Origin of the sequence: Streptomyces caniscabiei (assembly GCF_014930365.1) — a bacterium.
In the GTDB taxonomy this organism is placed as follows: domain Bacteria; phylum Actinomycetota; class Actinomycetes; order Streptomycetales; family Streptomycetaceae; genus Streptomyces; species Streptomyces caniscabiei.
Map to the genome: position 1 here is coordinate 405,282 of NZ_JABXWI010000002.1, position 11,543 is coordinate 416,824.

At 73.0% G+C, this 11,543-nt stretch carries 12 protein-coding genes; 9 read left to right on the forward strand and 3 right to left on the reverse strand.

Annotation, left to right across the window (positions count from 1 at the left end; translation table 11 throughout):
• The first annotated feature begins 44 nt into the window (after positions 1 to 44).
• Positions 45 to 482, forward strand: coding sequence for an MFS transporter (locus HW837_RS06320; protein ID WP_193379976.1), 438 nt, complete (start codon positions 45 to 47; stop codon positions 480 to 482).
• A gap of 175 nt (positions 483 to 657) precedes the next feature.
• Here the strand turns inward: HW837_RS06320 and HW837_RS06325 are convergent, their stop codons facing one another.
• Complete coding sequence (locus HW837_RS06325) at positions 658 to 849, reverse strand: hypothetical protein (RefSeq protein WP_045556863.1); 192 nt, start codon at positions 847 to 849, stop codon at positions 658 to 660.
• Between the two features lie 278 nt (positions 850 to 1,127).
• Here HW837_RS06325 and HW837_RS06330 point away from each other — a divergent pair, with 278 nt between their 5' ends.
• The 7 genes from HW837_RS06330 to HW837_RS06360 all read left to right on the forward strand — a co-directional run bounded on the left by HW837_RS06330 (position 1,128) and on the right by HW837_RS06360 (position 7,540).
• Complete coding sequence (locus HW837_RS06330) at positions 1,128 to 2,294, forward strand: NAD(P)/FAD-dependent oxidoreductase (RefSeq protein ID WP_193379958.1); 1,167 nt, start codon at positions 1,128 to 1,130, stop codon at positions 2,292 to 2,294.
• A complete protein-coding gene (locus HW837_RS06335; protein WP_045556861.1) occupies positions 2,291 to 2,590 on the forward strand; it encodes a (2Fe-2S)-binding protein in 300 nt (99 codons plus the stop codon). Before HW837_RS06330 ends, HW837_RS06335 begins: the two co-directional genes overlap by 4 nt.
• Complete coding sequence (locus tag HW837_RS06340) at positions 2,580 to 4,076, forward strand: FAD/NAD(P)-dependent oxidoreductase (protein ID WP_193379957.1); 1,497 nt, start codon at positions 2,580 to 2,582, stop codon at positions 4,074 to 4,076. The genes HW837_RS06335 and HW837_RS06340 overlap by 11 nt, the downstream gene beginning before the upstream one ends.
• Before the next feature lie 90 nt (positions 4,077 to 4,166).
• Positions 4,167 to 5,063: a dihydrodipicolinate synthase family protein gene (locus HW837_RS06345; protein WP_093788684.1), complete on the forward strand. Its 897-nt coding sequence runs from the start codon at positions 4,167 to 4,169 to the stop codon at positions 5,061 to 5,063.
• 26 nt (positions 5,064 to 5,089) lie between these two features.
• Positions 5,090 to 6,091, forward strand: a complete 1,002-nt coding sequence (locus HW837_RS06350) for a proline racemase family protein (protein ID WP_193379956.1) — start codon at positions 5,090 to 5,092, stop codon at positions 6,089 to 6,091.
• Positions 6,092 to 6,174: 83 nt separating this feature from the next.
• A complete protein-coding gene (locus HW837_RS06355; RefSeq protein WP_093788688.1) occupies positions 6,175 to 6,903 on the forward strand; it encodes a GntR family transcriptional regulator in 729 nt (242 codons plus the stop codon).
• A gap of 109 nt (positions 6,904 to 7,012) precedes the next feature.
• A complete protein-coding gene (locus tag HW837_RS06360; RefSeq protein WP_045556857.1) occupies positions 7,013 to 7,540 on the forward strand; it encodes an NUDIX hydrolase family protein in 528 nt (175 codons plus the stop codon).
• A gap of 57 nt (positions 7,541 to 7,597) precedes the next feature.
• Here the strand turns inward: HW837_RS06360 and HW837_RS06365 are convergent, their stop codons facing one another.
• Both HW837_RS06365 and HW837_RS06370 read right to left on the reverse strand, forming a co-directional pair.
• Complete coding sequence (locus HW837_RS06365) at positions 7,598 to 9,058, reverse strand: tetratricopeptide repeat protein (protein ID WP_193379955.1); 1,461 nt, start codon at positions 9,056 to 9,058, stop codon at positions 7,598 to 7,600.
• Positions 9,059 to 9,402: 344 nt separating this feature from the next.
• Complete coding sequence (locus HW837_RS06370) at positions 9,403 to 10,302, reverse strand: MBL fold metallo-hydrolase (RefSeq protein ID WP_045556855.1); 900 nt, start codon at positions 10,300 to 10,302, stop codon at positions 9,403 to 9,405.
• Between the two features lie 213 nt (positions 10,303 to 10,515).
• On the opposite strand from HW837_RS06370, the gene HW837_RS06375 reads away from it, so the two are divergent.
• Positions 10,516 to 11,409, forward strand: coding sequence for a LysR family transcriptional regulator (locus HW837_RS06375; RefSeq protein ID WP_193379954.1), 894 nt, complete (start codon positions 10,516 to 10,518; stop codon positions 11,407 to 11,409).
• The last annotated feature ends 134 nt before the right edge of the window (positions 11,410 to 11,543 follow it).

The following is an 11,543-nucleotide window of genomic DNA, read 5'->3' on the forward strand; positions in this document are numbered from 1 at the left end:
AGCCCGACGCCCGCCCCCGGACTCGCAAGTCGTGCCGCACCTCCCTGGCCGCCGACCGACTCGGCTCGAAGCCGATCATCTTCACGACATACCTGCTGGCCAGCGCGGCCGTGATCCTGCTCAGCCTGCGGCTGCCAACGGCGGTGCTGTACGCGGCCGTCGCGCTCGGAGGTGTCGGGGCGATGGGGTCGCAGACATTCATCCTGGCCTATGTCTCCAAGTACTACCCGGTACGGATGGGCGCCACAGCGCTGGGCTGGACGCTGGGCTTCGGCCGCTTCGGCTCCATGCTCGCCCCGCCGCTGCTCGGCCTCATCATCGGAGCCGGGCTGGCGCTCCAGTGGAACTTCTACGCCCTCGCCGTACCCGGCATCCTCGGTGCCGCACTGATCGGACTGGTTCCCAGGACTCCCGGAGAAAAGGCCCCGGTGGGACGGTCGCGTGCAGAGGAGACCGTGCGTTCCCTGCCGGAACCGACTTGATCCGCACGCCAGGTCAGTCCTGACACCGACTGGGCACCCTGTTCCTGGTGCCCAGCCGGTTCCCCCTTCGCGACGGCCCCGCCGCGCGGCGGCACGTGTACCGGCATTGAGGCCAGGCCTACGAGTTGGTGCGTGATAGCGGGTGAGGCGTGTTCGGGCTGGCCGTGGCCGGGTTTCAGGCGTTGGCGGTGCGGTCGGAGACGAGGCCGGCGATGGCGCGGTAGGTGTCGGGCAGGACATCTCGCCGGTGTGTCCAGCGGATCAGTTGCTTCCAGCGTTTGTGATCGGCAAGGGCATGTTCGACGGTGATGCGGTCGGAGGAGTGCCCGTGCAGGTCCCGTTCCCACTGCTCGACTCTGCCGGGCAATGTTCCCGGCCGCGGTTTTCCGGGCGGTGTGTGGCCGCCGACGGCCAGTGCGCCTTGCTCGCGGAGAGCACGGCCGCCACGCGCAGCGGCCCACCCTCGAAAACCGACAGATGCGTTCTGTCCACCGTGCCGTAATCGCCGCGGCAGCATGCGCCCACCCCCTGTGAGTGACCTACGTCACTAACATTTTGAGGTGCCGCGCTCACCCTCCGGTCCTCCGGTCCCCGCCGCACCGTGGGGCTCTTTCACGAGACAGCGCCATGTGACATAGTACCGGCGTGACCGAGCGACTGACCTGCGACGTCGTGGTTGTCGGAGCGGGAATGGTGGGCGCGGCCTGCGCCCTGTACGCGGCCCGGGCGGGTCTGGGCGTCGTCGTGGTGGACCGCGGCCCGGTGGCCGGCGGCACGACCGGCGCCGGGGAGGGCAATGTCCTGGTCTCCGACAAGGAGCCCGGTCCCGAGCTCACACTCGCCCTGCTGTCCCAGCGCCTGTGGGCCGAGCTGGCCGCCGAGCCGGGCCTGGGAACGGCGTTCGAGTACGAGCCCAAGGGCGGGGTCGTCGTGGCGTCCGCACCGGAGGGTCTCGCCGCGCTGGAGCAGTTCGCCGCCGGACAACGCGCCGCCGGAGTAGAGGCGTTCACCGTCACCCCGCGACAACTCCGGCAACTGGAACCGCACTTGGCGCCGGGCCTCGCGGGCGGCATCCACTATCCCCAGGACGCCCAGGTCATGCCCACCCTCGCCGCCGCGCATCTCGTACGGGCCTCAGGGGCCCGGCTGTTCACCGGCCGGACCGTGACCGAGGTGCTGCGCACACGGGCCGGTGCGGTGCGCGGCGTACGGACCGACCGGGGCGACATCCACGCCCCGGCGGTGGTGAACGCCGCCGGGACCTGGGGCGGTGAACTGGCCGCGCTCGCCGGTGCCGGCCTGCCGGTCCTCCCCCGGCGCGGCTTCGTGCTCGTCACCGAACCGCTGCCGCCGATGGTGCGGCACAAGGTGTACGCCGCCGACTACGTGGCCGACGTGGCCAGCGACTCGGCGGCGCTCCAGACCTCCCCGGTGGTCGAGGGCACGGCCGCCGGACCCGTGCTGATCGGTGCGAGCCGCGAACGGGTCGGCTTCGACCGGTCGTTCTCCCTGCCCGTCGTACGGGCACTGGCGGCGGGCGCGACCCGGCTGTTCCCGTTCCTGGAGGAGGTGCGCGCGATGCGGACGTACGTCGGCTTCCGGCCGTACATGCCGGACCATCTGCCCGCGATCGGGCCGGACCCGAGGGTGCCGGGTCTGTTCCACGCCTGCGGGCACGAGGGCGCCGGGATCGGGCTCGCCACCGGCACCGGACATCTGATCGCCCAGGCGCTCGGGGGCGGGACACCCGATCTGGATCTCACGCCGTTCCGTCCGGACCGGTTCGCGGAGGACGAGGGGGACGCGGCATGAACCCGCTTGAGCTGGCGCGGGCCGAGCCCGGGCCCGCCTTCACCGTCACCCTCGACGGACGTGAACTGGAGGCGCTGCCGGGCCAGACGGTCGCGGCCGCGCTCTGGGCCGCCGGGGTGACGTCCTGGCGCGGCACCCGGGGCGCGGGCCGGCCGCGAGGGATCTTCTGCGGCATCGGTGTCTGCTTCGACTGCCTGGTCACCGTCAACGAACGCCCTGGTCAACGGGCTTGCCTGGTGCCGCTCCGACCGGGCGACGCGATCCGCACCCAGGAGGGCACGGGACATGAGCAGTGAACCCGGGGCGCCCCGTCTGACGATCGTCGGCGCCGGCCCGGCGGGGCTCGCGGCGGCCCTGGCGGCGGCCGGACGCGGCGTACGGGTCACTCTGGTCGACGCAGCCCGGGCCGCCGGGGGCCAGTTCTACCGGCAGCCCTCGGCCGGACTCGGCGCCCGGCGCCCGCAGGCCCTGCACCACCAGTGGCGCACCTGGCAGCGGCTGCGCGACGGCCTCGCACGCGAGGTCGCCGCCGGGCGCGTCGTCCACCTCCCGGACCACCATGTCTGGTGCGTGGAGCGGCATGAGGAGGGCCCCGCGCGCTTCACCGTGCACGCGCTGCTGGGGCCCGAGCAGGAGCGGCCCGTCGAGGTGCGCACGGACGCCGTCCTGCTCGCGACCGGTGGCTACGAGAAGGTGCTGCCCTTCCCCGGCTGGACCCTGCCGGGCGTCGTCTCCGCCGGGGGCGCGCAGGCGATGCTGAAGGGCGCGCTCGCGGTGTCGGGCCGTACGGCGGTCGTCGCGGGGACCGGCCCGCTGCTGCTGCCGGTGGCGACCGGGCTCGCGGCGGCGGGCGTCACGGTCGCCGCGCTGGTCGAGTCCGCAGGCCCCGGGGCCCTGGTGCTGCGGACCGGGGCGTTGGCGCGCCGCGCGGACAAGCTCGCCGAAGGGGCCTGGTACGCGGCGGAGTTGCTGCGCCGCCGGGTACGGACCCTCGTACGCCACACCGTCGTCGAGGCCCATGGCGACGACCGGTTGGAGGCCGTGACCGTCGCCGCGCTCGACGACGAGGGCCGGGTCCGGCGCGGGACCGGGCGACGCGTCCCCTGCGACACGCTCGCCGTCGGGCACGGCCTGCTGCCGCACACCGATCTCGCCGAGGCGCTCGGCTGCCGTGTGGAGTCCGCCGGACCGCGCGTGTGGGTCGACGAGGAGCAGCGCACCGATGTGCCGGGCGTCTGGGCCGCGGGCGAGACCACCGGGATCGGCGGGGCGGCCCTGTCCCTCGCCGAGGGCCATATCGCCGGCCGGTCGGCCGCCGCCCGCCTGCGGGGTCGGGTGCCGGACCCGGACGAATGGGCGCGGGCGGCCAAGTCCCGTCGCGCACTGCGGGAGTTCTTCGAAGTCCTCGACGCCGTGTACGTCCCGCCGGCCCACTGGACCGAGCAGGTCACCGACGAGACGGTGGTCTGCCGGTGCGAGGAGGTCACCGCCGGAGCCGTCCGTGAGGCCGTCGGGGAGCTGGGCGCGGGGGACGTCCGGACCGTGAAGCTCCTCACCCGTGCGGGGATGGGCTGGTGCCAGGGGCGCATGTGCGGGCCGGCGGTCGCGGGCGTCGCCGGGTGCGAACAGGGCGTGGCCCGGCGACCATTCGCCCAGCCGGTCCCCCTCGGCGTGCTGGCACGGGCGGGCGAAACCGGGGAGGACGCCGGCTCCGACGCCGCATCCGACTCCCGCTCCGGCCCCGGCTCCGCATCCGCTGTCGATGCCGACGCCCCGCCCTGAGCCCCCGCACACACCCACACCCACACCCACACCCACACCCACACCCACACCCACAGTGATATGTCACACCTCATGGAGGGCGTCCCCCATATGGCCACCACCGAGAACCGTCCCTGGCGCGGCGTCCTCGTCGCCACCGCGCTCCCCCTGCGCGACGACCTCTCCGTCGACCACGACGCGTACGCCGAGCACTGCGTCTGGCTCGTCGAGAACGGCTGTGACGGCGTCGTGCCGAACGGCTCGCTCGGCGAGTACCAGGTATTGACGCCCGAGGAGCGCGCCGCGGTCGTGGAGACGGCCGTCGCCGCGATCGGTGGCACCCGGGTGATGCCGGGCGTCGCCGCGTACGGGTCCGCCGAGTCCCGGCGCTGGGCCGAGCAGGCGCGGGACGCGGGCTGTGCGGCGGTGATGCTGCTGCCGCCGAACGCGTACCGCGCCGACGAGCGGTCCGTGCTCGCGCACTACGCCGAGGTCGCGAAGGCGGGCGTCCCGGTCGTGGCGTACAACAACCCGATCGACACCAAGGTCGACCTCGTCCCCGAACTGCTCGCCAAGCTGCACGGCGAGGGGTACATCCGGGCCGTGAAGGAGTTCTCCGGCGATGTCCGCCGGGCCTACCAGCTCGCCGAACTCGCCCCGGAACTGGACCTGTTGATCGGCGCGGACGACGTACTGCTGGAGCTGGCGCTGGCCGGTGCCAAGGGCTGGGTGGCGGGCTACCCGAACGCGCTGCCCGCCGCGACCGTCGAGCTGTACCACGCGGCGGTGGACGGCGACCTCGCCACGGCGAAGAGGCTCTACGAGCAGTTGCACCCGCTGCTGCGCTGGGACTCCAAGGTCGAGTTCGTGCAGGCCATCAAGTTGTCGATGGACATCGTGGGCCGGCCCGGGGGACGCTGCCGGCCGCCGCGCGTGGAACTGCTGCCGGAGCAGGAGACCGTGATCCGGGCGGCCACCGAGAAGGCCGTCGCGGCGGGGCTCGCGTAACCCACAGCGGAAAAGGAGGGCCGGTCATGCGCAGCAAACTCGTCCTGCACGCCGTCGACTCGCACACCGAGGGCATGCCCACCCGGGTGATCACCGGCGGGATCGGCACGATCCCCGGCGCGACCATGAACGAACGCCGGCTGTGGTTCCGTGAACACCGCGATGACATCAAGCAGTTGCTGATGAACGAGCCGCGCGGGCACGCGGCGATGAGCGGCGCGATCCTCCAGCCGCCGACGCGCCCCGACTGCGACTACGGCGTGGTCTACATCGAGGTCTCCGGCTATCTGCCGATGTGCGGCCACGGCACGATCGGTGTGGCGACCGTGCTGGTGGAGACGGGCATGGTCGAGGTGGTCGAACCGGTCACCACCATCCGTCTCGACACCCCGGCGGGCCTCGTCGTGGCCGAGGTGGCGGTGGAGGACGGCGCGGCGAAGGCCGTCACCCTGCGCAACGTGCCGTCGTTCTCCGTCGGCCTCGACCGCAAGACCACGCTCGCCGACGGCCGCACGGTGACCTACGACCTCGCGTACGGCGGCAACTTCTACGCCATTCTGCCGCTGGAGCAGTTCGGTCTGCCCTTCGACCGCGACCGCAAGGACGAGATCCTGCGGGCGGGCCTCGACCTGATGGAGGCGATCAACGCCGAAGGGGGACCCGTGCATCCGGAGGACCCGTCGATCCACGGCGTCCACCACGTCCACCTCTACGCCCCCGGCGCCACCGCCCGGCACTCGCGGCACGCGATGGCCATCCATCCCGGCTGGTTCGACCGCTCCCCCTGCGGCACGGGCACCAGCGCGCGCATGGCCCAGCTCCACGCGCGCGGTGAACTCCCCCTGCACACCGAGTTCGTGAACGAGTCCTTCATCGGCACCCACTTCACCGGCAGGCTGCTCGGCGAGACCGAGGTCGCCGGTCTCCCGGCGGTGCTGCCGAGTTTCACCGGCCGCGCATGGGTCACCGGCACCGCCCAGTATCTGCTCGACCCGTCCGACCCGTTCCCGTCCGGCTTCGTCCTCTAGGATTCCGGAGCTCCGGACTTCGGAGCCCGGAGCCGGAGCCCGGAACCCGGAACCCGGCGCTTCATGAGTACAGGAGAGACCGCATGCCCCCCACGGAGTCGCGGCGCGGCGGCGTACCGTCCGTCTCCACCGCTGCCGCCGCCGCTCCCCCGGCCCCCGCCCTGCCGGTGCTCGGCGGCAAGAAGAGCAGCTACCGCGAGCGGGTCGCCGACGCGTTGCGGGCCGCGCTGATCGCCGGGGAGCTACGGCCGGGCGAGGTGTACTCCGCGCCCGCGCTCGCCGGCCGCTTCGGTGTCTCGGCGACGCCGGTGCGCGAGGCCATGCTGGATCTGGCCAAGGAGGGGCTCGTCGACACCGTGCCCAACAAGGGGTTCCGGGTCACCGCCGTCACCGAGCGGCAGCTCGACGAGTACACCCAGGTCCGTGCGCTCATCGAGATCCCGACCACGGCCGGGCTGGCCCGGACCGCCGACCCGGTCTCCCTGGAGGCGCTGCGGCCCGCCGCCCGGGAGATCGTCGCCGCCGCGGCCGCCGGTGACCTCATCGCGTACGTCGAGGCCGACACCCGTTTCCACCTCGGTCTGCTCGCCCTCGCGGGCAACGCGCACCTCGTCGAGGTGGTCGGTGACCTGCGCAAACGTGCCCGACTCTACGGTCTGACCGCGCTCGCCGAGTCGGGCCGGCTGCTGTCGTCGGCGCAGGAGCACCTGGAACTCCTGGACGCGCTGCTCGCCCGCGACGAGGAGGCCGTGCGCGCGGTGCTGACCCGCCACCTCGGTCATGTGCGCGGAATGTGGGCCGCGCACGACTGATCCGCTTCGCCGCGCATGCGGGCGGAGCGGCGGGGGCATCTCTGACAGGTGTGATCGGAGCGACGCGCGTTCCGACTGACGTTGAAAGTATGATCGGCCAATGTCTGACATGACCGAAACCACGCCCGGCTGGCTGCCGTCCGACGAGCTCGAGTCGGCGCGCGCCCGGATGCCGATCCTGTACGTCGAGGCCGTGCCCGTGCGCGTCGACGACAGCGGCGAAGTGACCAGCGTCGGCCTGCTGCTGCGCATCGGCCCGGACGGGACGGTCAGCCGCAATCTGGTCTCCGGCCGCGTGATGCACCACGAGCGGGTGCGGGACGCACTGCTGCGCCATCTGGAGAAGGACCTCGGGCCGGTGGCGCTGCCCCGTGTCCCGTCCGCCCTCCAGCCCTTCACCGTCGCCGAGTACTTCCCGACGCAGGGCATCACCCCGTTCCACGACCCGCGTCAGCACGCGGTCTCGCTCGCCTACATCGTCCCGGTGGCCGGCGACTGCCGGCCCCGGCAGGACGCGCTGGACCTGGTGTGGTTCAGCCCCCAGGAAGCGGCGTCGGCCTCCGTCCAGAACGAGATGCCGGGCGGCCAGGGAGTCCTGCTGAAGCAGGCCCTGGCGCACGTGGGCTGCCTGTTGTAGCGGGGCCGGCCGGGACGGAGCCGTGGGCCGGCCGGGACCGAGGGGAGCGGCCGGGGGTCAGGCTTGCCGGCCGAGGTACGTGTCGTGCGCGTTCCCGCTGAGCCTCGCCGCGGCGGGGGCCGCCAGTTCGGTCGCCGTGGCGCGGGCGACGGCGGCGCGGCCCGCTTCCCCGAGGGCGTCGGCGAGGCGGGCCCGGCCGAGCCAGTTGTAGGGACTGTGGGGGCTCAGACCGGCGCGTTCACCCAGCAGGAGCCGGGCCTGCCCGTCCCGACGTGCGCGGAGGGCCGCCTCCAGCAGGGTCCGCTGGACCGCGTCCCGCTGGGCGTGGCTGCCGCCGAAGGTGTGCAGCCGGCGGCGGATCGGCCACAGCAGGTCCACCGCCGTCGCGTAGTCCTCACGGACGAACGCCACCAGCGCCTCACAGACGGGCAGCCCGACCTCGGCGGTCATCACGCGGTTGGTCTGCGGCCGCTCGTCCTCCCGGGCCGCCCGCAGCCAGCGCCGCCGGTCGGCGACGAACTCGTCCGCCGTGTCCAGCCGCCCCGCTCCCGCGAAGGCCATGACGGCGTGCGCGTCGTTGAAGGCGTAGAACGGCGGGTCCTCGCGCGCGGCCCACGCGTCGGCCAGGGCCCGCCAACGGGCTTCCTGCTCCGAGCCGTCCAGGAGGAACCGCCACAACAGCGAGGCGGCGTCGAGGAGTTCCATGACGAACCCGGACGACTCCTCGTGGTGCAGGACGGCGTCGTAGATCCGCAGGGCCGTGGCGGTGTCGCCCGCCTCCAGGGCGTACAGCGCGTAGTGCCACCAGCTGTGCACCGTCAGCAGGCTGCCGCTCGCCCAGTCGTCGAGGCGCGCGTCGAGGAAGCCGAGCCCCTCGGCGAACCGGCCCTGCATCTCGTGCACATGGACGACGGCGTGAATGGCCCAGATGTCCCGGGGGTTGCGCTCGACGGCGGCGCGGGCCACCTCCTGGGCCCGGTCGTAGTGGCCCGACTCCTCCAGGCCGAACGCGTACATGCCCAGCAGCGGCCCGCGGTGGGGGTCGTCCCGGTCCCATGCCGGGAGGGCCCCGCCGATCCGGTCCCGCAGCCGTGTGGCGTCCCCGGTGAAGAAGTCGAGCTGGTGTCCCACCGCCAGGGCGAGCGGATCGCGAGGGCACTCCACGACCAGGTCCTCCAGGATCCGACCGGCCCGCCCGAGATCACCGCCGAGCCAGGCCCCCGCCGCGGCCATGTGCATCCGTTCCCGCAGGGGCAGCGCCGTACGGTCCAGCCCGGCGCTGAAGGCCAGGAACCCACGTCCCGCCTCCTCGGCGTCCCGCGACTCGGTCCCCAGCACCCCCAGATAGGCCGCGAACGCCTGGGCCATCGGCGACTCCGGGCAGGCGGCCACGGCGTCCGCGACGGCGGTCGGGAACTCGGGCCGGAAGAACAACAGTCCCTCCACGGCCCGGTCCAGGTGCGCCGCTCCCTCGGCGGTGCACTCGTACAGACGGTTGCCGTACCGGTCGGTCACCATCGCAGCTCATCTCCGGCGCGTGTCGAGTGTCGGCGGGCGGCCCGCGGTCGTCGACCGCGACACCGCGGACGGGCCCGATCCCCCATCCAACCGACCGCCCCACCACCAAGTCCACCGAGCACCCCCGACACGCCCCGCCTCACCCCCGACACGCCCCGGATCACCACCGCGCGCCGCGAGGAGACCGGCCACGCGCCGTGCCGAGCCCGGCCATGCGCCGCGACGAGATCAGTTGCGCGCCGCCCACCGCCCGCTCCCCCGCAGAGCACTCCGGCGCGCGGGGCACCCAGGGCGCATGGGTCGCATGGGTCGCATGAGGCACGGCGCTCGGGGCACGTCGGGCGCTACCCGCTCACCTCGTGTTCGGCGCACAAGCACCCCACGCCCCGCTCGATCCATTCCTCACCCACCCACTCCGGATGGCGCTCGACCATCATCTGCCTCACCTCCTCGGCGATCGTCGCCTCGCTCATCGCGGAGTCCCGGCGACGCCATGTCTCGTCGCGCAGCAGTTCCAGATACGTGCGGACGTCGGCCAGCAGCCCCGTACCCCCGATCCCGCCGTGGCCGGGCACGACCACGCGCGGATGCTGCGCCGACAGCCGTTTCAGCACCTCGATCCAGCGGATGCCGGACACATCGGTGTCGTACGGCGGGAACCACGGGAAGATGGCGAACTGCCCCGCCTCGACGAGGTCGCCGGTGAACATCACCCCGGCGTCGGGCACGCTCACCACCTGGTCGCCCCTGCTGTGTGCCCGGCCGGTGGCCCGCAGACGCACCACCCGGCCGCCCAGGTCCAGATCGAAGGCGTCGTCGTAGACCGTGTCCGGCACGACCGGCTCCACCCCCGCCAGCCGCCGGGCGATCGGTTCGCCCAGCCCCCGGAACATCGAGAGGTAGCCGGGGCCCTTGCCGGCCAGGTCCTCGGCCTGGGCCCGGTTGAGCAGGTAGGTCGCCTCGCCTGCGAAGACCTGGGCGCCGAAGGCGTGTTCGGGATGGAAGTGCGTGGTGGTCAGAAAGAGTCTGCGCCCCCTGGCGTGCTCGGCCGCGAACGCGAGCACGGCCTCGGCGTTGTCGGGGCCCAGCCCCGTCTCGACCACGAGAACGGAGTGGGTGCCGCCGATGATCCCTATGTTGGGCACCAGTCGCACTCCGCCGTCAGGGATCACCAGCACATCGCGGGCCACCTCCCGCACCTGGCCGGTCCGGACGACGGGGTCGGACAGCGTGCTCTCGGTCATACCGGTGGCTCCTCGAACTGGTGGGTGTGGCAAGGGAGTCAGGGATCGATCAGGGGCTGTGGCGGAAAAGGGGCGCGGAGCGGATCCGCGCGGGGATCGATCGGTCCGCCGCACGGTCCGTGACGCGCTCGCGCTCCAGTCCAGTGCGGGCACCCGCGCACCGTCCAACACCCGTTCCGTACGCCCGATACCGCGCGGGTATCGTCGCCGGTCATGGACTTACGATCGCTGCGCTACTTCGTCGCCGTCGCGGAGGAACGGCACTTCGGCCGTGCCGCCGCCCGACTGCACATGACCCAGCCGCCGTTGAGCCGGACCGTCAAACAGCTGGAGAACGATCTCGGCGCCCTGCTGCTGCACCGCTCCTCCACCGGCGTCACGCTCACCTCGGCGGGCCGGGCGCTGTACGACGAAGCCCGCGCGCTGCTGGGGCAGGCCGAGCAGGCCCGCGCGCGGGTCGCCGCCGCCGCCCGCACGGCGACGCTCACCCTCGGCACCCTCGCCGAACAGGCCGGTACGCGACTGATCGCCGCCTTCCGTGCACGCCATCCCGACGTCCACGTCCGCGTGCGGGAGGCCGACCTGACCGATCCCACCACCGGCCTGCGCGCGGGCCTGGTCGACGTGGCGCTGACCCGGGCGCCCTTCGACGACACCGGGATCGGCAGCCGCGTCCTGCGCTCCGATCCGGTCGGTGTGGTACTGCGCGCCGACGACCCCCTCGCCGGTCATGCGTCCCTGCATCCCCGGGACCTCGCCGACCGGCGCTGGTTCCGTCTGCCCGACGGCACCGATCCCGCGTGGCAGGCCTTCTGGACGGCGCCGGCGCCCGCCGCCACCCTGCGCGACGGCCCCGTGGTACGCACCGTCCACGAATGCGTCCAGGCCGTCCTGTGGAACGGCACCGTCGGTGTGGCCCCGTTGGCCGAAACCCTCCCGGAGGGCCTCACCTGCGTCCCCCTGCGCGACATGCCGCCCAGCCGTCTGGTGGTCGCCTGGAACCACGCCGGCACCGATCCCCTGGTCCGCTCCTTCGTCCGGATCGCCACGGCGGGCTACGCGACGCGGACCGGCACCGGAACGCACCCTCATGACATCAACGGGTGATCGCACCATCGAGCCCGGTGGCCGAATCCGTTCACTCTCCGGCGGGATTTCGACTGATGCTTATCGGATGACTTCGCCCCTTTCCGATTCCTTCCGAGAACCCCTCGCGTCGAGCGATGAACACCCTTAGTATC